Origin of the sequence: Delftia sp. HK171 (assembly GCF_001886655.1) — a bacterium.
GTDB classification, from domain to species: domain Bacteria; phylum Pseudomonadota; class Gammaproteobacteria; order Burkholderiales; family Burkholderiaceae_C; genus Comamonas; species Comamonas acidovorans.
In genome coordinates, this window is sequence record NZ_CP018101.1 from 4,357,499 (window position 1) to 4,381,603 (window position 24,105).

The following is a 24,105-nucleotide window of genomic DNA, read 5'->3' on the forward strand; positions in this document are numbered from 1 at the left end:
CACGCAATAAAAATGCACGGCAAAGCCAAAAACAGGCCCCTGAAGACGCAAACCTGCACCGCCAAACCTGTCCAACACGCATGAAAAAGTTGCACCTAGGGCATTCCCCGCAGATTTCATGCCAATTTTTAGATACAAACCTATAGGTGAAAACCGGGTCGTCCAAACGCCAAGGCGTACAGGGCGGCTGCAGTAGACTTTGCCGCGAAGCGCCGCGACCGTCCTGTGCGGCCTTCTGCTGAGCAAACAGGAACAAACACAAGCACGTTGGAGATACACGTATGAAGCACTTGTCTTGGGCGCCCCTGGGCGCGCTGGCCCTGGCAATTTCCGCCATCGCGGGCGGCGCCCACGCCGCTGACGAGAAGTCGGTCGCAGTGACCGCCATCGTCGAGCACCCTGCACTCGACGCCGTGCGCGACGGCGTGCAGGCCGCGCTCAAGGAAGCAGGCTACGAAGCCGGCAAGAACCTCAAGTGGCAGTACCAGAGTGCCCAGGGCAACACCGGCACGGCCGCGCAGATCGCACGCAAGTTCGTGGGCGACAAGCCTGACGCCATCGTGGCCATCGCCACGCCCTCGGCCCAGGCCGTGGTCGCATCGACCAAGACCGTGCCCGTGGTGTTCTCCGCCGTGACCGACCCCGTGGCCGCCAAGCTGGTGCCCAGCTGGGAGCCGTCCAAGAACAACGTGACCGGCGTGTCCGACCTGCTGGCCCTGGACAAGCAGATGGATCTGGTCAAGCAGGTCGTGCCCAATGCCAAGCGCGTGGGCATGGTCTACAACCCCGGCGAGGCCAACTCCGCCGTGGTGGTCAAGGAACTCAAGGCCCTGCTGCCCAAGCTGGGCATGACCCTGGTGGAAGCCGCCGCACCTCGTTCCGTGGACGTCAGCAGCGCCGCGCGCAGCCTGGTCGGCAAGGTCGACGTGATCTATACCAACACCGACAACAACGTGGTCTCGGCCTACGAGTCGCTGGTCAAGGTCGGCCAGGACGCCAAGATCCCGCTGGTGGCCTCGGACACCGACTCCGTCAAGCGCGGCGCCGTGGCTGCCCTGGGCATCAACTACCGCGATCTGGGCGAGCAGACCGGCCGCATGGTGGTGCGCATCCTCAAGGGCGAAAAGCCCGGCGACATGAAGACCGAAGTCAGCACCAAGATGGAGCTGTTCGTGAATCCCGGCGCCGCCGAGAAGCAAGGCGTCAAGCTGTCCGACGCGCTGGTCAAGTCGGCCGCCCAGGTGATCAAGTAATACCCGGGGTTTGCCTGCCCGGGACCAACCCGGGCAGTGCGCCCACGGTGGCAGGCGCCATGGCAACATGGCCCTGCCCTTTTTTTAAGTCGTTTTCTGTCCCACGCGCCTGTCGCTCCTCCTATGTCTCTTTTCTCATTGCTCGGTGCCGTCGAGATCGGCCTGATCTTCAGCCTGGTGGCGCTGGGCGTCTTCATCTCGTTCAGATTGCTGCGCTTTCCCGACCTCACGGTGGACGGCAGCTTCCCGCTGGGCGGCGCCGTCTGCGCCATCCTGATTTCCACGGGCACCAATCCCTGGCTGGCCACGCTGGCCGGGACGGCCGCTGGCGCCGTCGCGGGCCTGATCACGGGCTGGCTCAATGTGCGCCTGAAGATCATGGATCTGCTGGCCTCCATCCTGATGATGATCGGCCTGTATTCGGTCAACCTGCGCATCATGGGCGGCCCCAACGTGCCGCTGATCAACGAGACCACGCTGTTCACCCTGCTGCAGCCCGACAGCGTGGCTGACTATGTGATGCGCCCGGTCATCCTGTTCGTGATCGTCGTGCTCGCCAAGCTGGGGCTGGACTGGTTCTTCGCCACCGAGCGGGGCCTGGCCATCCGCGCCACGGGCTCCAACGCCCGCATGGCACGCTCGCAGGGCGTGAACACCGGCGCCATGATCCTGCTGGGCATGGCGATCTCCAACGGCCTGGTCGGCCTGGCCGGCGCGCTGTTCGTGCAGACCCAGGGCGGCTCGGACATTTCCATGGGCATCGGCACCATCGTCATCGGCCTGGCTGCCGTGATCGTGGGCGAATCCATCCTGCCTTCGCGCCGCATCGTCTGGGCCACGCTGGCCGTGGTGGTGGGCGCCATCGTGTACCGCTTCTTCATTGCAGCGGCCCTCAACAGCGATTTCATCGGCCTCAAGGCCCAGGATCTGAACCTCGTCACCGCCCTGCTGGTGACCGTCGCCCTGGTGATCCCCCAACTGAAGCGCAAGTTTGCGCAAAGGAAATGACACCCCCTGAGCGGCTATGCCGCTTCCCCCTCTCTACTCGCTCCGCGAGGGAGGGGAACGACGCCATCGCTGCGGGGCGGCCCTTGCTAGGCGTCCCTGAGTTTGGACCGCGTCAGTTCAAACACAACGCCTTGAGCGACTGAACGAAGAAATACCGGAGATTGCACTCATGCTGAGCGCACAACAACTCGAAATCACCTTCAACCCCGGCACGCCCATCGAAACGCGGGCGCTGCGCGGCATGTCGCTGGACATTCCCGACGGCCAGTTCGTCACCGTCATCGGCTCCAACGGCGCCGGCAAGTCCACCTTCCTGAACGCCGTCTCGGGCGACCTGTCCGTGGACAAGGGCCGCATCGAGATCGCCGGCCAGGACATGACGCGGCTGCCCGTGTGGGCACGTTCCGAACGCGTGGCCCGCGTCTTCCAGGACCCCATGGCGGGCACCTGCGAGGACCTGACCATCGAGGAAAACATGGCCCTGGCCCAGCGCCGCGGCACCTTCCGCCGCCTGAGCCGCGCCGTCAAGGCCGAGATGCGCGACAACTTCCGTGAGCGCCTGTCCATCCTGGGCCTGGGCCTGGAAAACCGCCTGACCGACCGCATCGGCCTGCTCTCTGGGGGCCAGCGCCAGGCCGTGAGCCTGCTGATGGCGGCGCTGCAGCCTTCGCGCATCCTGCTGCTGGACGAGCACACCGCCGCGCTCGACCCGCGCACGGCCGACTTCGTGCTGCAGCTGACGGCGCGCATCGTCTCCGAGGCCAAGCTCACCACCATGATGGTCACCCACAGCATGCGCCAGGCGCTGGACGTGGGCGAGCGCACGGTGATGCTGCACCAGGGCCAGGTCGTGCTCGACGTCAGCGGCGAGGAACGCTCCCGCATGGACGTGCCCGACCTGCTGCACATGTTCGAGAAGGTGCGCGGCGAAAAGCTGGCAGACGACGCACTGCTGCTGGGCTGAGCGCCCCGCACTTCCGGGAACAAGGGGCGCTGCGGCGCCCCTTGTTCATGGGATGGCTACGGGCTGGCTATACCCACACATCGTTCATCGCCGTCCTCTCGCCGCCTTCCTCCCCGGTGTTCAGCACCCCGCGCGGCTCGATCAGCATGAGGCGGGCTTCCCGCTTGGCGCTGGGCTTGTGCTCCGTGCCTTTGGGGACCACGTACAGCTCGCCCTGGCGCAGCAGCACATGGCCATCACGGAAGTCGATGCGCAGTTCGCCGTCCAGCACCAGGAAGGCTTCATCCGTTTCGGCATGCGAGTGCCAGATGAACTCGCCCTGCACGCGCACGATCTTGAACTGGTAGTCGTTCATCTCGGCGACGACGCGGGGGCTCCACTGGCCGGTGAAGCGGCTGAATTTCTCGGGGAAGTTGATGGCCTCGTAGGGGCGGTTTCCAACGGGGAACGTCATGGGCAGACCTTATGAAAGCGTGTGAAGCCTCCATGCTAGGAAGCGCCATCCCTTCGGTCTTGCACGATCGTGCAGCTCAGGCCGCGCCCAGGCGCCTGAGCCAGCGTGCGGGCGGCACGCCATAGGCCATGGCGAACTGGCGCGCCATGTGGCTCTGGTCGAAGAAGCCGGCCTGCAGTGCGGCATCGGCCACGCCCTGCCCGACCAGCAGCAGGCGCCGCACGGTGTCCAGCCGGCGCATGGTCAGGTAGCGGTAGGGGCTGGTGCCGTAGAGCGCGCGGAAGTCACGGCACAGCCGCCAGCGGTCCAGGCCGCTGGCCTGGGCCAGGGCATCCAGGGTCACGCCCTGCACCAGCGCGTCGTGGATGCAGGCGCGGGCGCGCTCCACGGCCCCCAGGTCGGGCAGGCGCCGGACGTTGCGGCGGCCCGCCACGGCGTCCAGCGCCCATGCCAGGTCGTAGATGGCGTCGTCGCGCGCCAGCGGCTCCAGGTCTTCATCCAGGCCCTGCAGCAGCGGCAGCAGCGCGGCCTTGAGCCGCGGATCGGCAGACAGCCCGCCCTCGACAAAGGGCAAGGGCCTGCCGCCCAGCACCTGCTGGATCAGGGCCGGCTCCACATAGACCATGCGGTAGCGAAAGCCTGCGTCGGTGCCCGCGTGGCCGTCATGCAATTCGTCGGGGTGCAGCACCATGGCGCCGCCCGGCAGGCTGTGCCGCTGGCTGCGGCGGTAGGCAAAGCTTTGCACGCCGGACAGCGTCAGGCCCAGTGCATAGGTGTCGTGCCTGTGGGGCGCATAGCCGTGCCCGCCGAAGTAGGCCTCGATGCGCTCCAGGCCTGCGCCCAGCTGCGAATGCCGGACCCAGTCGCTGGAGATGCTCGTTTCTGCCATGTGGGTTGGTGGTGAGGGGTGTGCAAAGCAGCCGCAGATGGTAACTGCGGGCCAGTGACCTCAAGGCGAGCAGGCCGGCTGCTCCGCGCCCGGCACGGCCTGGATTGCCGGTGCGCGGCGCATGCCCGCCGACACCACCCACCCCAGCAGCGCGATCAGCGCAGCACCCCATTCGGCCTGCTGCAGCCCCCGGGCGGTGGCCTCGCGCAGCGCATCGGGCGCCGTGATGCCGGCCAGCGGCGCCGTGGCCACCATGACCAGCAGGGCCAGCCCCAGCGCCGCGCCCACTTGCTGGGCCGTGGCCGCAATGCCCGAGGCCACGCCCTGCTGCGCAGCCGCCACGCCCTGGCCGGCCACCACCCACATGGCGGTCCAGCACGCGCCCTGGCCCAGGCTGAGCACCACGAAGCCGGGCACCAGCCAGACATAGCTGCCGCCCAGCGGCAGCGCCCAGGCCATGTAGGCCAGGCCGATGGTGCCTGCGGCCCAGCCCCCCATCAGCACGGCGCGCGGTGTGGAGCGGTGCAGCCAGTGTTCGGCCCAGCGGATGCCCAGCGTGCAGACCGCCGTGGGCAGCAAAAAGGCCAGGCCGGCCTGCAGCGGGCTCCAGCCGAAGATCTGCTGGAAATACAGCGCCAGGAAGTAGTACTGCACGCCAAAGCTGCTCATGAAGATCATGGTCAGCAGCATGGCCGCGCGCAGGCTGGGCACGCGCAGCAGGGACAGCGGCATCAGCGGCGAGGCGATACGGGCCTCGATGCGCCAGAACAGGGCCAGCGCCGCCATGGCCACGGCCAGCGTCCCCAGCGTGGCGGCGCTGGCAAAGCCCCATTCAGGGCCTTGCACCAGAGCCGTCACCAGCAGGCTGCTGCCCACGGTCACGCTCAGGCAGCCGGCCAGATCAAAGCCCTGGCCCGGCGCGGCACGCCCGGTCTGGGCCGAGGGCGGCAGAAAGCGCAGCGCCGCCATGGCACACGGCCAGGCGACGGGCACCAACACCCACAGCACCCAGTTCCAGCCCAGCGTCTGCGTGAGCACGCCGCCCAGCAGCGCGCCGGCCGCCAGCCCGCCGGCCGACGCCATGCTCCACACGGCCAGGGCGCGGTTGCGCTCGGGCCCTGCCGCATACAAGGTGTTGATCAGCGACAGCGTGGCCGGAAACAGCAGCGCCCCGGCCACGCCCTGCCCTGCGCGGCCCAGCACCAGCTGCCAGGGCTGCGAGGCAAAGCCGCCGACCAGGGAGGCCAGGCCGAACAGCGCCATGCCCGCCACATACATGCGCCGCTTGCCCAGCAGGTCCGCGCAGCGCCCGCCCAGCAGCAGGCAGCCGCCAAAGGCCACGCTGTAGGCACTGACCACCCATTGCAGATGGTGCGCGTCCATCTGCAACTGCTGGCCCATGGCGTCGAGCGCGACGAAGACGATGGTGGCATCCAGCGCAATCAGCAGCTGGGACAGGGACAGCAGCGCCAGCGCGGCGCGCGGGTGGCGCAGGGCGCCGGGGGAATCGGTCATTGGCATGGCGCCGATCCTAATTAATGCACTTGTGAAGATAAACAGCAGATTTTCATTTTTCTTATGCAAAACTGCATTAATCGAATCTAGAGACATGCCATGGATCTCAACGCCGTGCACCTGCTCATCAAGGTGGCCGAAAGCCGCAGCTTCACCCAGGCCGCCACGCTGCTGGGCACCAGCCAGCCCCGCATCTCGCGCGCCGTGGCGCAGCTGGAGAAAGACCTGGGCACGCGGCTGCTGCACCGCAATACGCGCAGCGTCTCGCTCACGCCTGATGGCTGCGCGCTGGTGGACCGCTGCGCACCGCTGATCGCCGGGCTGGAAGAGGCGCGCCAGCTGGTCAGCGACCGGCGCTGCGCCCCCAGCGGCGTGCTGCGCATGACGGCGCCGTCCATGCTGGGCCGCATCGTGCTGGTGCCGCTGCTGGGGCAGTTGCTGCGCGAGCATCCGCAGCTGCAGATCGACACCAGCTTCACCGACCGCATGGTGGACATGGTGGAAGAAGGTTTTGACGCCGCCGTGCGCATCGGCCCGCTGGCCGACAGCCGCATGATTGCCCGCGCCCTGCCGCCGCTGCGCTGGGTGACCGTGGCCTCGCCCGCCTACCTGGCGGCGCGCGGCACGCCGCAGACGCTGCAGGAGCTGGCGCAGCACAGCTGCATGGCCGTCTACAACCACTACCTGGGCCGGCGCGTGCCCTGGCAGTTCCTGGCCGGCAATGGCGAGATGCTGGACTGGCCTGCGCCGCAGACCGTGACCTTCGACAGCGGCGACCCGCTGGTGGAAGGCTCGCTGGGCGGCCTGGGCGTGGCCCAGGTCATGGAGTTCGCGGTGCGCGAGCACCTGCAGACGGGCCGGCTGGTGCGGCTGCTGCCCCAGCACGAGGGCCGCGCCCGCGAACTGTCCCTGGTCTACCCGCGCACGCGCCAGGCCTCGCCGCGCATCAAGGCACTGGCCCAGCTGCTGCTGGCGCAGACACAGTGGTAGGCAGGCGGGCCGCAGACGGCGTGGCGCCATGCACACAGTGGGTTCGGATTCAGTTCCGCTTATGTGGGTGAAGGGGGATTAAACTCCTGCCTTTCCACGATGGCAGCGTTCTCGGACAATCACGCCTTTTCGTGGTGCATGCACCTTGATGGGGCCGCGACACAGCGGCTCTTTTGTTTTTCCTGTTTTGCATTCCTGCCCCCGCGCCGGCCAGCGGCCGCGCGGGATCTGATCCACCAATCGACACATCCATGGCAGCAGACAACTCCAAGAATGCCGCTCCCACCGCGCTCAGGCGCGAACTCAAGGCGCGGCATCTGTCCATGATCGCCATCGGCGGCTCCATCGGCACCGGCCTCTTCGTTGCCTCGGGCGCCACCATCTCGCAGGCCGGCCCCGGCGGCGCCCTGCTGGCCTACATGATCGTGGGCCTGATGGTCTACTTCCTCATGACCAGCCTCGGCGAAATGGCCGCGAACCTGCCCGTCTCGGGCTCGTTCGCCACCTACGGCGCGCGCTATGTGGACGAAGGCTTCGGCTTCGCGCTGGGCTGGAACTACTGGTACAACTGGGCCGTCACCATTGCCGTGGACCTGGTGGCCGCCCAGCTGGTCATGGCCTACTGGTTCCCCGACGGCAACGGCATGCTGTGGAGCGCCCTGTTCCTGGCCATCATGTTCGGCCTCAACGCCATCTCGGTCAAAGGCTTCGGCGAGGCCGAGTACTGGTTCGCCGCCATCAAGGTGACCACCGTCATCCTCTTCATCGGCGTGGGCGTGCTCATGATCCTGGGCATCGTGCGGGGCGGCGCACCTGAAGGCGTCTGGGGCAACTTTGCCCTTTGGAGCCAGGGCGACGCGCCCTTTGCGGGCGGTTTCTCGGCGCTGATCGGCGTGGCCATGATCGTGGGCTTTTCCTTCCAGGGCACGGAACTGATCGGCATTGCCGCTGGCGAATCCGAGAACCCCGCCAAGAACGTGCCCCGCGCCGTGCGCCAGGTGTTCTGGCGCATTTTGCTGTTCTACGTCTTCGCCATTCTGGTCATCAGCCTGCTGATCCCCTACACCGATCCGCACCTGCTCAAGAATGATCTGGGCGACATCAGCGTGAGCCCCTTCACCCTGGTCTTCGAGCGCGCTGGCCTGCTGTCGGCCGCCGCCGTGATGAACGCCGTGGTGCTGACCTCGGTGCTGTCGGCCGGCAACTCGGGCATGTACGCCTCCACGCGCATGCTCTACACGCTGGCCTGCCAGCGCATGGCGCCGCGCATGTTCTCGTATGTCAACAAGCGCGGCGTGCCCACGCTGGCCCTGCTGGCCACCACCGTGGTGGCGGCGCTGTGCTTCCTGACCAACATCTTCAGCCCGCAGCTGGTCTATATCTGGCTGCTGAATCTGTCGGGCATGACGGGCTTCATCGCCTGGCTGGGCATTGCCATCAGCCACTACCGCTTTCGCAAGGGCTTCGAGGCCCAGGGCCTGGACCTGAACCAGCTGCCCTACCGCGCATCCTGGTTCCCGTTCGGCCCCATCTTCGCCTTCGTGCTGTGCATGGTGATCACCCTGGGCCAGAACTACGAGGCCTTCATGGCCGACCGCATCGACTGGACCGGCGTGGTCGCCACCTACATCGGCCTGCCGCTGTTCCTGCTGATCTGGGGCGGCTACCGCCTGGTCAAGGGCACGCACATCGTGAAGTACAAGGACATGCAGCTGGGCTCCAACGTCGACTGACGCCCGGCCCGGTCCCCATGAAAAACAGCCCGCAGATGCGGGCTGTTGGCTTTCAGGCCTCTGCCGACCACACGGCCAGCTCGTAGCCGTCCGGGTCGGTGAAGTGGAACCTGCGGCCCCCCGGGAACGCGAACACCGCACGGCTGATCACGGCCCCGGCCGCCTCCACGCGGCGCTGTGCCTCGGCCAGATCGTCGGCGTAGAGGATGACCAGCGGGCCGCCGGGCCGCACCTCCTCGCCCGTGGTGAAGCCGCCCGTCAGCCGGCCATCGCTGAACTCGGTGTAGCTCGGGCCGTAGTCGGTGAAGGTCCAGCCGAAGGCCTCGCCGTAGAACGCCTTGCTGCGCGCTATATCGGCCACGTTGAACTCGATGTTGTCGATCTGGTGGTTCTTGCCCCTGATGCCCATGTGATGCTCCATTGAATGTCGGTAGGCCGCCATCTTCGGCCACGCCGTGGCAGCGGTCTTGAACAAAACGGCCAGCCGGACTGCTCAATCCAGCAGCTGCGCCATGGCGGCGCTGGGCGTGATGCCGCACAGCGCCCTCACTTCGCGCGACAGATGCGCCTGGTCCGCATACCCGGCGTCCGCCGCCAGCGCCGCAAGACCTGCCTGCCGATCAGACCGTGCCAGGGCCAGCAGGCGCTGAAAGCGCAGCACGCGCTCCAGGGTCTTGGGGCCGTAGCCAAACTGCATGTGGCACAAGCGGCGCAGGCTGCGCTCCGGCATGTCCAGCTGCGCGCGCATGGCGGCCAGCACACCGGATTCATCCCGCCCGGCTGCAGCCGCCACATTGAACAGTTGCATGGCCTGCCAGTCCGGCGCCGGGGCGTCGCGGCCCATTTGCACCAGTCCATGGATGAACACGGCCTGCCCTGCGCCCGGCTGCGCATCGTTGATGCGATGCACCCACTCCCGCGCGCGCGGCCCCAGCAGATCGCCCAGTTCCACCGCCTGCCCCACGATCTCGTCCATGGGCAGGCCCAGCCAGGCGCTGGCCGCACCGGGGCCGAAGCGCGCCCCCCATACCTCGGACCCCGGCACCAGCGCGGGCCGCGCAGCCACCCTGTCAGGCCCCACGGCGAGCAGCCGCCCGCCCTTGCAGACGACGTCCACGCAGCCATCGGGCACCACGAGAAAACCGCCGGCATAGTCCGGGGCCACGGTGCTGCTCCACAGGCACTGGAAGTGCGGCCGCAAGGCGGGCGGCGGGGAGTGTTCGCGGTAGGGGGCGGGCGGCGGCGCCTGGCCAGAGGGCATGGATTTCAGACCCCCAGCGGCAGGTCGGCCTTCTTCAACGTGCGCAGCACAAAGCTGGACTGGCTGTGGCGTATGCCCTTGATCTTGTAGAGCTTCTCGCGCAGGAGGCGCTCGTAGTCACGCGTGTCCTTGACGACGACGCGCAGCAGGTAGTCGTACTCGCCCGAGACCAGGTGCGCCTCCACCACCTCGGGAATGGTCGCCAGCATCTCGCCGAATTTCTCCAGCGTGTTGTCCGAATGGCTGTCCAGCGTGACCTGCACCAGCACCGTATCGCCCAGGCCCAGCGCCAGCGGGTTCAGGCGCACGGTATAGCCCTCGATCACCCCCGCCTCTTCCAGCTTCTTGATGCGCGCCCAGCAGGGCGAGGCGCTCAGGCCCACGGCCGCGCCGATTTCCTGCAGGCTGGCGCGCGCGTTGGCCTGCAGGGCGGAAAGAATCTTTCTGTCGAGGATGTCCATGGCCAGCAATCTACTGCAAAACAGGCAGGCGCAGAATAATTTTCTGTAGCAACGCCTGTTTTGAAGAAATAAAGCAGCATTTTCTGAGACCAAACGCGCACACTTGTCTGCATGGGAGCACGCTTATCGGCGCAGCAAAACCATTCACCCAGCCCCGCCGACTACCGCCAGCGCCCGGATGCGTGATCCAGACCAGGAGCCCGTTACAGGCCGCCCCGCTTATCCGCAGCGGGGCGGCCTGTTGCATTGGGGCACCTGGCAGACGGCAGACAGCGCTTTCCCGCAATGGCCGCCGGTGCACAATGGCCCCCCGCAAGCCTGCACGGCGGACATATACGGGCGCACGCCACATCAACCAATCGGACCCTTGATCCACACGCAAGACAACCCCACCGAAGGCGGCCGGAAGCACTGGCAAACGGGTGCTGCAACGCAATGGCTGGTGCAGGCCCTGGCAGCTGCAGCGCTTCTGGCACTGCTCACCCGCTTGCTGCCCAACCCACAGGCCGCCCAGGGCATTGCGGTGTTTCCCGGCAGAAGCATGGCGCCGGCCGCCATGCTGCTTTACGCGTACATGGGCTCGGCCCTGGCCATCACGCTGATGAGCCTGATCCTGTGGTGCTGGCTCAGGGAAAGGCTCTACATTCTTTGCGCCGCGCTCCTGGCAGCCGGCTTTGCCTACGCTGCTTTCCGTTACCGGCCCGAAGGCCTGTGGCTGCCCGGCGCCGACCAGCCCCAGCATGCGCTGTCCATCGCCTACTGCAGCTTCTGTGTGGTGGCGACGGTGTTTTTCAGCCAATTGTTCGAGTTCCGTCGCCATTGGATCTGGGCTGCGCACCTCTTCAGCGTGGTGGCCTGGCTGAATGCCATCGCACTGGGCCTGGCACTGTTGGGGGGCTATCCGCAGATCTCGCGTGCCGTGGTGTTCACGGCCCTGGTGTCCACATCGTTCGGTGCGGTCTTCGTGCTGTACCTGCTGGTGGTTCGAAGGCAGTGGCAATACCTGCCGGGCGCGCTGGCGTTTGCGGTGCCTTCCGCCCTGGGCATCCTGAACCTGCTGAGAACCCAGGGCCTGCTGCCGGATGTGGCGCTGCCATCGGCCCAGATGCTGTGGTTTGCCGGGCGTGTGTCCGAGGCCATCCTGCTGGGAATGGCGGTGACCAACCGCACGCGGGTGGCGGAGCGTGCCCTGCGCAGTGAGCGGATGCAGGCCCTGTCACGCGCCCAGGCTGCCGAGCGCGAGCTGGAGTCCAAGGTCCTGCAGCGCACCGCACAGCTGCAAGCAGCCCAGCAGGCCTTGCAGACCGCCTTGCACAGCGAGCGCGAGATGCGGCTGGAGCAGCGCCAGTTCTTCAACATGATCAACCACGAGTTCCGCACCCCGCTCACCATCGTGGACGGCGCCGCGACCGAGCTGCAGACGTTCCCGACGACGGACGCGGACTCCCTCATCGAGCAGGCGTCGCAGATACGCAGGGCCTCGCGCCGGCTGATGACCCTGGTGGACACCTGCCTGATCAACGACCGGCTGGACGCGGGCGCGTTCCGGCTGCAACTGGAGCAGACGCCATTGGATGAACTCCTGGAGGAGTCTGCAGAGCTCGTCGGCTGGTCCCGGCGGCATCGCCTGAAACTGGATCTGGAACACGGCCCGCAGCAATGGCAATGCGACCCTGTCCTGGTGCGCATCGCCATCTCCAACCTTGTCGGCAACGCCATCAAATATGCCAAGGCGGGCGACATCACACTGGCCGCCCGCTGCGATGCGTCCGGTGACCTGCTGATTTCCGTCAGCGACCAGGGACCGGGCCTTGCGCCCGAAGCGGCAGGACAGGTTTTCGAGCCCTATGAACGCGCAAGCGCCACCCGGCGCGTCAACGGGCATGGTCTGGGCCTGTCCGTGGTGAGGCGCATCGCCAGGCTGCACGCAGGCGACGCGTTCTTTCAGCCGGCTGCCGGAGGCGGGGCCTGCTTTGTCATCCGGCTGGGCCGGTTCCTGCCCGGCACGGCAGATGCCCGCCAGGAACGTCCACCAGCGGCAAGGCCGGCCGCCGTGCCGCCGGGCATGCCCGCCTGACGCGGGCAAGGCCGGGGCCTTCGCCGCTGAAGCAGAGCGTCCTCGCGGCGCTCATGGGGCCGCCGCTGCACGGGCCGTCCCGCCCTGCACCACCAGGAACACGCCGCCCAGGATCAGCGCCACCCCTGCCAGCCGCGACCAATTGACCGGCCTGGCGCCCAGGCCCATCAGGCCGAAATGGTCCACCAGCACCGAAACCACGATCTGCCCCGCCACCACGCAGACCAGAAAACCGCCCGCGCCCAGCTTGGGTGTCACGGCCGCCGCACTGGCCACATAGATGGCACCCAGCACGCCGCCTATCCATAGCCACCACGGCCCCGCGACTGCCTGCGCCACCGCGGGAGTGGGCGCGCGCATGGCCCAGAGTGCGGGCACGATGACCATCACGCTCACGGCCAGCGAAGTCAGCGCGCCCCACAGCGGATGGCCCAGCACCCGCCCGACCATGGCGTTGCTCGCCGCCTGGAACGGCAGGATGGCGCCAGCCAGCAGTGCCATGCCCACGGGGGCCATGGCCAAAATCGTGTTCCGTCCTGTCATGCAAAGCATCCTTTTCCTGTTCGTGAATCCATGCCTGAATGCTCTCGCATCTGCTGGATGAATGGAAATCGTTTGTGTGCACGGTCTATATTCATGGCATGGATGAACTGCGCCGGATCGATCTCAACCTGCTGCTGGCCCTGCACGCCCTGCTGGCCGAAAAACATGTGACGCGCGCGGCCCTGCGGCTGCACAAGAGCCAGCCGGCCATGAGCCATTCGCTGGCGCAGTTGCGCGAGCATCTGGGCGACCCGTTGCTGGTGCGGCGCGGTGGCCGCATGGCGCTGACGGCACGCGCGCAAGGCCTGGTGCAACCGCTGGCGGATGCGTTGGGCAGCCTCAACGGCTTGCTGGCACAGGCGGAGTTCGACCCGGCCCACGCACGCGGACGGCTGCGGCTGGCGCTGTCGGACTACGCATCGCGCATCGTGCTGCCGCCGCTGATGCGGCATCTGCGCCAGCACGCACCCGGGCTGGACCTGGCCATCAGCCAGTCCACGCGCGAGGTGATGCTGACCCAGCTGGCCGATGGCGAACTGGACCTGGCTCTGGGGCCCTTCCCCGACGCACCCGACCTGCCCGAAGGCATCGAGGTGCAGGATCTGTTCCAGGAACAGTTCGTGAGCGTGGCCGACCAGGCCGTGCTGCCGCCACGCGGCGGGCTGTCACTGCAGGACTGGCTGCAGCGTCCGCACGTCATGCTGGCCATGCGGCCCGACGCCAGCGAGGAAATCGAACGGGCGCTGGCCGCCCAAGGCCTGAGCCGCCGCGTGGTGCTGGCCCTGCCCCACTGGAGCGCGGCGCTGGAGGTGCTGGCAGGCACCGACCTCGTGCTGACCGTGGGCAGCCGCGCCATTGGCGACCTGCGCCGCCACAAAACGCTGCGCCGTTTCGCTCCGCCGCTGGAGCTGCCCCGGTTTGCCTACCAGCAGGCCTGGCATGTGCGCAAGCAGGGGGATGCCATGCATCGGTGGCTGCGCAACTCGATGGCGCAGTGCTGTACTGCGCAGGGGCAAACACAGGCGTAAGAGCAGGAGTAAGCGCAGGCCGCAGCCTCAGGCTGCCACCACCACCCTCAGCAACTGCTTCTGTATCTTCCCGCTGGCCGTCTTGGGCAGGGCCTGGCGGAAGTGGTAGCGGCGCGGGCGCTTGTAGGCGGCCAGGCGGTCGCCGTGGACCAGGAAGGCGTCCAGCGCCTCGGCCGTGGGCGTGGCGCCAGGCTTGGCGACCACGTGGGCGGCGACGATCTGGCCCCAGCGCTCGTCGGCCTCGCCGATGACGGCGACCTCGAGCACATCGGCATGCTCGACCAGGGCGTCTTCCACTTCGCGGGGATAGACGTTCTCGGCGCCCGAATTGATCATGTAGTCGATGCGGTCTCGAATCCAGAGATAGCCATCGTCGTCGATGTGGCCCAGGTCGCCCGTGTGGTACCAGCCGTGCGCCAGCGCGCGGGTGTTGGCGTCGGGGCGGTTGAGGTAGCCGGCCATCATGCAGGGGCCGCGCACCAGGATCTCGCCCACCTCGCCGGGCAGGCAGGCCTCGGCCGGATCGGTGGGGGCGTTGTCTTCGCGCAGGCGCGCCACGATGAGGTCATGGCCCATGGAGGGCAGCCCGGCCGAGCCCGCGTGCGAGAGTTGCTCGCGCGGCAGGAGGATGGACATGCAGGGCCCCATCTCGGTGGTGCCGTAGACCTGGACCAGGTCGCTGCCGACCTTGCGCGTCCATTCGCGGATCAGGTGCGGCGCCATGGAGGCGCCGCCGTACTCCACCAGCCGCAGCGCGGGCGCCTGCTCAGGCGAGGCGATGGGGTCGGCCAGCAGCATGGTGACCATGGTGGGCGCCGCGAAGAAGAAGCTCACGCGCTCTTCGCGGATCAGGCGCCAGGCCTCGGTCACGTCAAAGCGGCGCAGCAGCACCTGGGTGGCCCCGGCCTGCAGGCGCGGCAGAAAGCTGGTGTGCAGCTCGGCCGTGTGGTTGAGCGGCGCCATGGCCAGGCCCACGTCGTCGCGCGTGAACTGCATGGTCTGGTGCATGAGGGCGTTGTGCGCCAGCTTGCTGCGGTGCGTATGCAGCACACCCTTGGGCCGGCCCGTGGTTCCGCTGGTGTACATGAGGATGCAGGGGTCGCTCTCGCGCACATGGGCCTGGGGCGGCGCGCTGCTGCGGCCCCAGGCCAGGGCGGACAGGCGCTGCGTGGCCCAGACCGGCAGCGGGTCGGCCGGGGCATCGTCGGCAAAGATCCAGTGCTCGGTGCCTGCGCCAGTGCCGCCGCCTTCGGCCTTGAGCAGGGCCTGGGCGCGCGCGGCCACCTCGCCGCCCTCGTGCTCGAACACCAGGGCGCGCGCAGCGCCGTCCTTGAGGATGAAGGCCAGCTCCTGGGCCGCCAGCCGGTAGTTGATGGGGTTGAAGATGGCGCCCAGGCGCGCGGCCGCCAGCATGGTGAAGACAAAGGCCGGCGTGTTGTAGAGAAAGGCCGCGACCACGTCGCCATGGCCTATGCCCAGCTCGGCCAGGCCGTGGGCGTGGCGGTTGACTTCGGCATCGAGCTGGGCGTAGGTCCAGGCGCGGCGCTCGCCGCCCTCCCAAGCGACCAGGGCTTCCTTGTTCGGCAGGTAACGTGCCGGCCAGGCCAATGTGTCTCCCAGCGTCTGCTGCATGTGCGCTTCTTCCTTCTCGCTCACGAGATTTCATATATCGATGCATCTCAATGTAGGAGATTTTTTAGACAGTTATGCAATTTGCAAATGCATCCATGCAGGCAAGCGCATGGAGTTGGGGCCGGCCCGCGGAAATCCCGAAGCCGCGCGGACGCTGGCCGCAGCTAGAATGCGCCGGTCAGGAGAGAGTGCCCGCCCGGCCGCAATGGTCACAGGCAGCGGCACCGCCGAAGGCGCAGGGTTCGCCCCGAACGCTCAGGCAAAAGGACTGGCACCGCCTGCCGCCACGGCCGCAGGCGTTCCTAGCTGGAGAGAGATGCAGGGCACGGCGGTGTGCCCCATCCACCGAAGGAGCAAGCCCCACGCATGGAAGGTGCGGGTGAATCTCTCAGGTAAAGCGGACAGCAGGGCAGGACATCCCGGGATTCCGGGATGGCGTTGTGCCTTGCCCCTTGCCGAAAAGAGAGTCCCTCCTTGACCGCTGCCTCCACCACCGATCTGCTCAAGACCCCGCTGTTCGACCTGCACCAGGAACTGGGCGCGCGCATGGTGCCGTTTGCCGGCTACTCCATGCCCGTGCAATACCCGCAGGGGCTGATGGCCGAGCACCTGCACACGCGCGAGGCGGCAGGCCTGTTCGATGTCTCGCACATGGGCCAGATCAGCCTGCGCGGCCCGGATGCCGGCGCGGCGCTGGAATCGCTGCTGCCCATGGACGTGCTGGGCCTGGGCGAACACCGCCAGCGCTACGGCCTGCTGCTCAACGACGCGGGCGGCATCCTGGACGACCTGATGTTCGTGCGCCGCGAGGACGACCTGTTCCTGATCGTCAACGGCGCCTGCAAGCTCGAAGACCTGGCGCACATCCAGGCCCGCATTGGCGGGCGCTGTGAAATCGAGCCCCAGTTCGACCGGGGCCTGCTGGCGCTGCAGGGCCCGCAGGCAGCAGCCGCCATGGAGCGCCTGCTGCCCGACACGGCCGGGCTGGTGTTCATGACGGGCGGCCACTTCGACTGGGAAGGCGCCGAGCTGTACATCACGCGCAGCGGCTATACCGGCGAGGACGGCTTCGAGATCTCCTTGCCCGCCAGCCACGCCGAGGCCTTTGCCCGAGCCCTGCTGGCCCAGCCCGAAGTCAGGCCCGTGGGCCTGGGCGCGCGCAATTCGCTGCGCCTGGAAGCCGGCCTGTGCCTGTACGGCAACGATCTGGACACGACCACCACCCCGGCCGAGGCCGCCCTGAACTGGGCCGTGCAGAAGGTCCGCCGCATTGGTGGCGAGCGCGAAGGCGGCTTTCCCGGCGCGGCCACCGTGCTGGCCCAGCTGCAGGCGCCCGAGCTGCTCACGCGCAAGCGCGTGGGCCTGGTGGCCCTGGAGCGCGTGCCCGTGCGCGAAGGCACGGAACTGCTGGATGCCAGCGGCCGCAAGGTCGGCCAGGTCACCAGCGGCCTGCTGTCGCCCACGCTGAACCAGCCCGTGGCACTGGCCTATGTGGAGCCGGGCAGCGCCGCCATCGGCACCACGCTGCAGGCCATGGTGCGCGGCAAGGCCGTGCCCATGCAGGTGCAGGCCACGCCCTTCGTGCCCCCACGCTATCACCGCGGTTGAGGACAGCCTGCGCGCTTGGCGTGGACCGAGTTCGGCGGATTCGTTTTTCCTGCCATCGCATGCCGCTACAGTGCGCACTGACCTTTCTCAAACCGCCTTTCACAGGTTTCTTTTCAGTTTCTATCGGAGCAAGCCATGAGCATCCAGTATTCCAAGGACCACGAATGGATCAACGCCGCCAACCCTGACGCGGCCATTGTCGGCATCACCCTCCACGCGCAGGATGCGCTGGGCGACGTGGTGTTCGTCGATCTGCCCGCCGTGGGCACCAGCTTCAACCAGGGCGACGTGGCCGGCGTGGTCGAGTCCGTCAAGGCCGCCGCCGATGTCTACATGCCCGTCAGCGGCGAGATCGTCGAAGTCAACGAAGCCCTGCGCGACGACCCCTCCCTGGCCAACAGCGACCCGCTGGGCGAAGGCTGGTTCTTCAAGGTCAAGCTCAGCGACGCAGGCCAGCTGGCCGCGCTGCTCGACGAAGCCGCCTACACGGCCTTCGCACAGAGCAACTGACGCCACTTTCCGGCCAGGACGGGCGCCAGGGCCCGCCCTGGCGCTTTTCAGCTTTTGAGACAGGTCCCTCCATGCTGATGTCCTCCACCCAGCCCCTTGCCGCCCTCGAGAACGCCACCGAATTCGTGGCCCGCCATATCGGCATCGCGCCCGAAGACGAGGCCCACATGCTCAGCGCCATTGGCGCGGCATCGCGCGATGCGCTGATCGACGCCATCGTCCCGCCCTCCATCCGGCGCCACCAGCCCATGGCGCTGCCGCCGGCCGCCACCGAGGCACAGGCGCTGGCCGAACTCAAGGCGCTGGCAGGCCGCAACCAGCTGCTCAAAAGCTTCATCGGCCAGGGCTACTACGGCACGCACACGCCCGGCGTCATCCTGCGCAACATTCTGGAGAACCCCGCCTGGTACACGGCCTACACGCCCTACCAGGCCGAGATCTCGCAAGGCCGCATGGAGGCCCTGGTCAACTTCCAGACCATGGTCTGCGACCTGACGGCCATGCCGATTGCCAACGCCTCCATGCTGGACGAGGCCACGGCGGCCGCCGAGGCCATGACGCTGGCCAAGCGCTCCGTCAAGAACAAGAGCAACCGTTTCGTGGTGGCGGGCGATGCCCACCCCCAGACCATCGAGGTCATCCAGACGCGCGCCGCGCCGCTGGGCATCGAGGTGCAGCTGGCCAACTCGCTGGAGGAATGGAACCAGCTGATGGAGGGCGACTACTTCGCCGTGCTGGCCCAGTACCCCGCCACCAGCGGCCGCATCGACGATCTGCGCGCCGACGTGGACAAGGCCCATGGCAAGCAGGCCGCCTTCATCGTGGCCACCGACCTGCTGGCGCTGACCCTGATCACGCCGCCCGGCGAATGGGGTGCCGACATCGTGGTGGGCACCACCCAGCGCTTTGGCATGCCCATGGGCGCCGGCGGCCCGCACGCCGCCTTCATGGCCTGCCGCGACGAGTTCAAGCGCTCCCTGCCCGGCCGCCTGGTCGGCGTGAGCGTGGACGTGCATGGCAAGCCCGCCTACCGCCTGGCACTGCAGACGCGCGAGCAGCACATCCGCCGCGAAAAGGCCACCTCCAACATCTGCACGGCCCAGGTGCTGCCCGCCGTCGTGGCCAGCATGTACGCCGTCTACCACGGCCCCGAGGGCCTGGAGCGCATCGCCCGCCGCGTGGCCTCGTACACGGCCATCCTGGCGCGCGGCCTGGCCGAGCTGGGCGCGCCGCTGCGCGAGGTGCCCAGCTTCGACACGCTGAGCCTGCACACGGGTGCGGCCACGCAGGCCATCGTGGAGCGTGCCGTGTCCCTGGGCGCCAACCTGCGCGTGTATTTCAAGGAATACCTGTGCATCTCGCTGGACGAGACCACCACGCGCGCCGATGTCGAGCTGCTGTGGAAGATCTTCGCCAGGGACGGCCAGGCCCTGCCCAGCTTCGCCGCCTTCGAAAAGGGCGTGGAGCCGCTGATCCCTGACAGCCTGCGCCGCAGCAGCGACTTCCTCACGCACCCGGTGTTCAACACCCACCGCTCCGAGACCGCCATGCTGCGCTACATCCGCCAGCTGTCGGACAAGGACCTGGCGCTGGACCGCAGCATGATCCCGCTGGGCTCCTGCACCATGAAGCTCAACGCCACCAGCGAGATGATTCCCATCACCTGGCCCGAGTTCGCCCAGGTGCACCCCTTTGCCCCGGCCGACCAGCAGCAGGGCTATGCGGAACTGGACAAGCAGCTGCGCGACTGGCTGTGCCAGGCCACGGGCTACGCCGGCATCAGCCTGCAGCCCAATGCCGGCAGCCAGGGCGAGTACGCGGGCCTGCTGGCCATCAAGGGCTGGCATGCGAGCCGGGGCCAGTCGCACCGCAACGTCTGCCTGATTCCCAGCAGCGCCCACGGCACCAACCCCGCCAGCGCGCAGATGGTGGGCATGCAGGTGGTGGTCACCGCATGCGATGCCAACGGCAACGTCGACATGGCGGACCTGGCGGCCAAGTGCGAGCAGCACAGTGCCAACCTGGCCTGCATCATGATCACCTACCCCAGCACGCACGGCGTGTTCGAGACCCAGGTCAAGGAGCTGTGCAAGCTGGTGCATGACCATGGCGGCCGCGTCTACGTGGACGGCGCCAACATGAACGCCCTGGTGGGCCTGGCCGCGCCGGGCAGCTTCGGCGGCGATGTCAGCCACCTGAACCTGCACAAGACCTTCTGCATTCCGCACGGCGGCGGCGGCCCGGGCGTGGGCCCGGTCTGCGTGGTCGAGGACCTCGTCCCCTTCCTGCCCGGCCATGCCACGGCAGGCCTCGCGGGCGGCACGGGTGCCATCAGCGCCGCGCCGCTGGGCAATGCAGCCGTGCTGCCCATCAGCTGGATGTACATCCGCATGATGGGCGCCCAGGGCCTGACCCTGGCCACCGAGACCGCCATCCTCAGCGCCAACTACATCAGCGCCCGGCTGCGCGACCACTACCCCACGCTGTACGCGGGCGAGCACGGCCATGTGGCGCACGAGTGCATCCTGGACCTGCGCCAGTTCAAGGAAAGCACGGGCGTGATGGCCGAGGACGTGGCCAAGCGCCTGATCGACTACGGCTTCCATGCGCCCACGCTGTCCTTCCCCGTGCCCAACACGCTGATGGTGGAGCCCACCGAAAGCGAAAGCCTGTACGAGCTGGACCGCTTCGTTGACGCGATGATCGCCATCCGCGAGGAAATCCGCGCCATCGAGCAGGGCAGCCTGCCCCAGGACGACAACCCGCTCAAGAACGCGCCGCACACGGCCGAGACGCTGCTGGCCTCGGAATGGGCCCACTCCTACAGCCGCGAGGCCGCTGCCTACCCGGTGGCTGCCCTGCGCCAGTCCAAGTACTGGTGCCCCGTGGGCCGCGTGGACAACGTCTACGGCGACCGCAACCTGTACTGCAGCTGCATCCCCGTGGACGCTTACCTGAGCTGAAGCACCTGCCACCGAAAGGGGCGCTTGTGGCGCCCCGCCTGGCGCGCGTACACTGCGGCCCTGCCCGCGCCGGGCTCCGGTAATCTGCCGGACGCCGGGCGCGGGCCACCAGGATTTGTGCGGCATGTGCCGCTTTCCCCAGCGCCAGCCCGCGATGAGCAGCCCAGACCATTCCGATCCGCCTCGCGACGACGAGCACCTGCCCCTGCATGCGCTGCTGGCGCCCGGCGCCGACCTGCCCCCCGTCGAACGCTTCCCCCTCTTCCAGCCCGAAGACGACCCGCTGCAGGCCCTGGTGGCCGAGCTGCGCAACTACCAGCGCGAACTGGAAATCCAGAACCGCGTGCTGGACTACAGCCAGGCCGTGGCCGAAAGCGCCTCCGAGCGCTTCGAGGCCCTGTTCGCCAGCATTCCCCTGCCCCTGCTGGTGGTGGACGAGCACGACATGGTGGTGCAGGCCAACGCCATGGCGCACAGCGCCTTCCAGCCCTCAGAGCATGACCGGCTGCTGGTGAACTTCGCGCCCTTCGTGCACCCGGACGACGCCGAGCGCGTGCGCGAGACCTTCTCCGCCGCACGCGAGCTGGGCCGCACCGAGGCCCACGAGGTCTGCTTCGAGATCACCGAGCAGCACCAGCTGCGCGCCGACCTGCACGTGGCCTGCATCGCCATCCCCCAGCAAAGCGGCCCGCCCATTGCCCAGTACCTGTGCGCCGTGGTGGACCAGGGCCCTCTGCTGGCCGAGCGCCTGGCGCTGCAGCAGCGCAACCACCAGCTGTTCCTGAGCGAGCGGCGGCTGGAATCTGTCATCAACTCGGCGCTGGACGCCATCATCTGCCTGGACTCGGACCAGCGCATCACCGTGTTCAATCCCACGGCCGCCGCCCTGTTCCTGTGCCCGCCGCACGACGCGCTGGGCAGTCCGCTGGAGCGTTTCCTGCCCGATGCGGCACAGGCCCTGTCCTTTGCACCGCTGACCACGCAGGCCGTGCTGGGCGAGATGACGGCGCGCACGGCCAGCGGCCGCGAGATTCCGGTCGAGGTCAGTGTCTCCTTCGAGCACCACAGCGGCGGCGAGACCACCACCGTGTTCGCGCGCGACCTCACCAGCCGCAAGAAGGCCGAGGCCCAGCGCAACGAGCTGGAAGACCAGCTGCGCGAATCGCACAAGATGCAGGCCCTGGGCACCATGGCCGGCGGCATTGCGCACGACTTCAACAACATCGTGGGCGCCATCCTGGGCAACGTGGAGCTGGCCAAGGCCGACTGCGGCGGCAATGCCGCAGCCATCGAAAGCCTGCAGGAGATCGAAAAGGCCGGCCGCCGCGCGCGCGACCTGGTGCGCCAGATCCTGACCTTCAGCCGCAACGAGCCGCCCCAGCGCAAGCCCGTGCAGGCGCGCGAAGTCATGGGCGACACGGCGCGGCTGCTGCGCGTGACCCTGCCGCCCGCCGTGGAGCTGCAGGTGCATGTGCCGCCGCAGCTGCCCCCCATGCTGGCCGACGCCATGCAGGTGGAGCAGGCCCTGTTCAACCTGTGCACCAACGCCATGCACGCCCTGGGTGAGCGGCGCGGCCTGATCCAGATGGACGCCGACCTGGTGCGCCCCGACCAGCGCCTGTGCGAGCGCCTGGGCCTGCCGCCCGTCAGCTACGTGGCGCTGTCGGTGCAGGACAACGGCCCCGGCATGGATGCGCGCACGCTGCAGCGCATCTTCGAGCCCTTCTTCACCACCAAGCCCGTGGGCCAGGGAACGGGCCTGGGCCTGCCCGTCGTGCACGGCGTCATGCGCAACCACGGCGGCGCTGTGGACGTGTACAGCATTCCAGGACAAGGCAGCCGCTTCACGCTGTACTTTCCCCCGGCCGACGCCCTGGCGCCCGCCGAGTACGCACCTGCCCAGGCGCCCGTGGCCGAAACGCCGCCCAGCCTGCCCGAGCCGCTGGCAGCCGCAGAAACCCCGACCGGCCCGCAGTTCGCCCTGCTGCCCGACCCGCAGGCCGCACAGCAGCATGTGATGTACGTGGACGACGACCAGGCCCTGGTCTTCCTCGTGCAGCGCCTGCTGCGCCGTCGCGGCTACCAGGTCAGCGGCTTCACCGATCCGCACGAGGCCACCGAGGCGCTGCGCGCCGCCCCGCAGGACTACGACCTGCTGGTCACCGACTACAACATGCCCGGCTACAGCGGCATCGACCTAGTGTACGAGGCGCTGTCCATCCAGCCCCTGCTGCCCATTGCCCTGGCCTCGGGCTACATCACCGCCGAGATCGAGCAGGCCGCCATGGCCGCTGGCGCCCGGGCCCTGGTGCACAAGCCCAATGACGTGGAGGAGCTGTGCGCCACCGTGCACAGGCTCCTGAATGAACGGTGAGCGGCTTGAACACTGAAACGCCGCAGGAGTGCAGCGGTGCTGGTACTGCTGCCGATGCCGATGCAGATATCGATGCAGGTGTCTCCTGCCTGTACGAGGACGCCGAGCTGCTGGTGTTGGACAAGCCCTCCGGCCTGCTGTGCGTGCCCGGGCGCGGCCCCGACAAGCAGGACTGCCTGAGCGGCCGCGCCTTGCAGCGCTGGCCCGATGCGCTGGTCGTGCACCGGCTGGACCAGGCCACCTCGGGCCTGGTGGTCATGGCGCGCAGCCTGGCCAGCCAGCGCCTCCTGAGCGAAGCCTTTGCGCAGCGCCGCGTGCACAAGCGCTATGTGGCCGTGGTCGCCGGCCGCCCGGACGCCCAGCAGGCCGACGCCTGGCAAAGCATCGACCTGCCGATAGCCGCCGACTGGGAGCGGCGACCCTTGCGCATCATCGACGCCCTGCAGGGCAAGCCCAGCCAGACCCTGTGGCGCGCCATGCCCGCAGCCACCGAAGGCCAGGGCACACCCACCACGCGGGTGCAGCTGCAGCCCGTGACGGGCCGCACCCACCAGTTGCGCGTGCACATGGCGGCGCTGGGCCATCCCATCCTGGGCGATGCGCTCTATGCCGATGCCGCCGTGCAGGCCCTGTCGCCGCGCCTGCTGCTGCATGCGCACCAGCTGGAGCTGGCCCATCCCCTGTCGGGCCAAACGTTGCGTTTCGAATCCGCTGTGCCGTTTTGATCCACCGCAGAAACACGCAAACCGGCGCCGTCTGGCGCGTTGCTGCAATGCAACATTCCGTGTACGTGTTTCCCCTTCTTGCAGTCGGTCATATTGGTTTCATGCAGCACCGTCTGG

Annotated in this window: 20 protein-coding genes and 2 riboswitches; of the genes, 12 read left to right on the forward strand and 8 right to left on the reverse strand. The window is 68.0% G+C overall.

Features of this window, described 5'->3' with window-relative positions; genetic code table 11:
* Nucleotides 1-281 precede the first annotated feature (281 nt).
* The 3 genes from BO996_RS19640 to BO996_RS19650 all read left to right on the forward strand — a co-directional run bounded on the left by BO996_RS19640 (nucleotide 282) and on the right by BO996_RS19650 (nucleotide 3,225).
* Nucleotides 282-1,253, forward strand: a complete 972-nt coding sequence (locus BO996_RS19640) for an ABC transporter substrate-binding protein (RefSeq protein ID WP_012206114.1) — start codon at nucleotides 282-284, stop codon at nucleotides 1,251-1,253.
* A 123-nt stretch (nucleotides 1,254-1,376) separates the two neighbouring features.
* Entirely contained in the window at nucleotides 1,377-2,261 is an 885-nt protein-coding gene (locus BO996_RS19645; protein ID WP_034366175.1) for an ABC transporter permease, read from the forward strand.
* A 169-nt stretch (nucleotides 2,262-2,430) separates the two neighbouring features.
* On the forward strand, nucleotides 2,431-3,225 hold the full coding sequence (locus BO996_RS19650) for an ABC transporter ATP-binding protein (RefSeq protein WP_071956181.1): 795 nt from the start codon (nucleotides 2,431-2,433) through the stop codon (nucleotides 3,223-3,225).
* A 67-nt stretch (nucleotides 3,226-3,292) separates the two neighbouring features.
* On the opposite strand, the gene BO996_RS19655 is transcribed toward BO996_RS19650, so the two are convergent.
* The 3 genes from BO996_RS19655 to BO996_RS19665 form a co-directional block, all read right to left on the reverse strand.
* Nucleotides 3,293-3,679 carry a cupin domain-containing protein gene (locus tag BO996_RS19655; RefSeq protein ID WP_043825491.1) on the reverse strand — a complete coding sequence of 129 codons (387 nt, stop codon included), beginning with the start codon at nucleotides 3,677-3,679 and terminating at the stop codon, nucleotides 3,293-3,295.
* Nucleotides 3,680-3,755: 76 nt separating this feature from the next.
* Nucleotides 3,756-4,568 (reverse strand): AraC family transcriptional regulator, encoded by an 813-nt coding sequence (locus BO996_RS19660; protein ID WP_013801949.1) that lies wholly within the window; start codon nucleotides 4,566-4,568, stop codon nucleotides 3,756-3,758.
* Between the two features lie 60 nt (nucleotides 4,569-4,628).
* Nucleotides 4,629-6,089, reverse strand: coding sequence for an MFS transporter (locus BO996_RS19665; RefSeq protein WP_071956182.1), 1,461 nt, complete (start codon nucleotides 6,087-6,089; stop codon nucleotides 4,629-4,631).
* 93 nt (nucleotides 6,090-6,182) lie between these two features.
* Here BO996_RS19665 and BO996_RS19670 point away from each other — a divergent pair, with 93 nt between their 5' ends.
* Both BO996_RS19670 and BO996_RS19675 read left to right on the forward strand, forming a co-directional pair.
* Complete coding sequence (locus tag BO996_RS19670; protein ID WP_071956183.1) at nucleotides 6,183-7,073, forward strand: LysR family transcriptional regulator; 891 nt, start codon at nucleotides 6,183-6,185, stop codon at nucleotides 7,071-7,073.
* Nucleotides 7,074-7,324: 251 nt separating this feature from the next.
* Nucleotides 7,325-8,806 carry an amino acid permease gene (locus tag BO996_RS19675; RefSeq protein ID WP_013801947.1) on the forward strand — a complete coding sequence of 494 codons (1,482 nt, stop codon included), beginning with the start codon at nucleotides 7,325-7,327 and terminating at the stop codon, nucleotides 8,804-8,806.
* Nucleotides 8,807-8,858: 52 nt separating this feature from the next.
* Here BO996_RS19675 and BO996_RS19680 read toward each other — a convergent pair whose 3' ends face one another.
* The 3 genes from BO996_RS19680 to BO996_RS19690 form a co-directional block, all read right to left on the reverse strand.
* Nucleotides 8,859-9,215 carry a VOC family protein gene (locus BO996_RS19680; RefSeq protein WP_071956184.1) on the reverse strand — a complete coding sequence of 119 codons (357 nt, stop codon included), beginning with the start codon at nucleotides 9,213-9,215 and terminating at the stop codon, nucleotides 8,859-8,861.
* 84 nt (nucleotides 9,216-9,299) lie between these two features.
* Nucleotides 9,300-10,067, reverse strand: coding sequence for a helix-turn-helix domain-containing protein (locus BO996_RS19685; RefSeq protein WP_071956185.1), 768 nt, complete (start codon nucleotides 10,065-10,067; stop codon nucleotides 9,300-9,302).
* A gap of 5 nt (nucleotides 10,068-10,072) precedes the next feature.
* Complete coding sequence (locus BO996_RS19690; protein WP_012206124.1) at nucleotides 10,073-10,528, reverse strand: Lrp/AsnC family transcriptional regulator; 456 nt, start codon at nucleotides 10,526-10,528, stop codon at nucleotides 10,073-10,075.
* A 367-nt stretch (nucleotides 10,529-10,895) separates the two neighbouring features.
* On the opposite strand from BO996_RS19690, the gene BO996_RS19695 reads away from it, so the two are divergent.
* A complete protein-coding gene (locus tag BO996_RS19695; RefSeq protein WP_442856933.1) occupies nucleotides 10,896-12,605 on the forward strand; it encodes a sensor histidine kinase in 1,710 nt (569 codons plus the stop codon).
* A 51-nt stretch (nucleotides 12,606-12,656) separates the two neighbouring features.
* Here the strand turns inward: BO996_RS19695 and BO996_RS19700 are convergent, their stop codons facing one another.
* The gene (locus tag BO996_RS19700) at nucleotides 12,657-13,148 is read right to left on the reverse strand and encodes a DMT family transporter (protein ID WP_071956186.1); all 492 of its coding nucleotides are present in this window, start codon (nucleotides 13,146-13,148) and stop codon (nucleotides 12,657-12,659) included.
* A gap of 98 nt (nucleotides 13,149-13,246) precedes the next feature.
* Here BO996_RS19700 and BO996_RS19705 point away from each other — a divergent pair, with 98 nt between their 5' ends.
* Nucleotides 13,247-14,176: a LysR family transcriptional regulator gene (locus BO996_RS19705; RefSeq protein ID WP_071957169.1), complete on the forward strand. Its 930-nt coding sequence runs from the start codon at nucleotides 13,247-13,249 to the stop codon at nucleotides 14,174-14,176.
* Between the two features lie 27 nt (nucleotides 14,177-14,203).
* Here BO996_RS19705 and BO996_RS19710 read toward each other — a convergent pair whose 3' ends face one another.
* Nucleotides 14,204-15,808 (reverse strand): fatty acid--CoA ligase, encoded by a 1,605-nt coding sequence (locus BO996_RS19710; protein ID WP_071956187.1) that lies wholly within the window; start codon nucleotides 15,806-15,808, stop codon nucleotides 14,204-14,206.
* Between the two features lie 169 nt (nucleotides 15,809-15,977).
* Nucleotides 15,978-16,089: riboswitch (glycine riboswitch) on the forward strand.
* A 15-nt stretch (nucleotides 16,090-16,104) separates the two neighbouring features.
* A riboswitch (glycine riboswitch) is annotated at nucleotides 16,105-16,223 on the forward strand.
* 59 nt (nucleotides 16,224-16,282) lie between these two features.
* Here BO996_RS19710 and gcvT point away from each other — a divergent pair.
* From gcvT to BO996_RS19735, 5 genes are all read left to right on the forward strand, one after another.
* On the forward strand, nucleotides 16,283-17,416 hold the full coding sequence (gcvT, locus tag BO996_RS19715; RefSeq protein WP_442856934.1) for a glycine cleavage system aminomethyltransferase GcvT: 1,134 nt from the start codon (nucleotides 16,283-16,285) through the stop codon (nucleotides 17,414-17,416).
* A 135-nt stretch (nucleotides 17,417-17,551) separates the two neighbouring features.
* Complete coding sequence (gcvH, locus tag BO996_RS19720; protein ID WP_012206130.1) at nucleotides 17,552-17,926, forward strand: glycine cleavage system protein GcvH; 375 nt, start codon at nucleotides 17,552-17,554, stop codon at nucleotides 17,924-17,926.
* A gap of 71 nt (nucleotides 17,927-17,997) precedes the next feature.
* A complete protein-coding gene (gene gcvP / locus BO996_RS19725; protein ID WP_071956189.1) occupies nucleotides 17,998-20,889 on the forward strand; it encodes an aminomethyl-transferring glycine dehydrogenase in 2,892 nt (963 codons plus the stop codon).
* Nucleotides 20,890-21,043: 154 nt separating this feature from the next.
* Nucleotides 21,044-23,263, forward strand: coding sequence for a PAS domain-containing hybrid sensor histidine kinase/response regulator (locus tag BO996_RS19730; RefSeq protein ID WP_043824706.1), 2,220 nt, complete (start codon nucleotides 21,044-21,046; stop codon nucleotides 23,261-23,263).
* A 68-nt stretch (nucleotides 23,264-23,331) separates the two neighbouring features.
* A complete protein-coding gene (locus BO996_RS19735; RefSeq protein ID WP_071957170.1) occupies nucleotides 23,332-23,988 on the forward strand; it encodes an RluA family pseudouridine synthase in 657 nt (218 codons plus the stop codon).
* The last annotated feature ends 117 nt before the right edge of the window (nucleotides 23,989-24,105 follow it).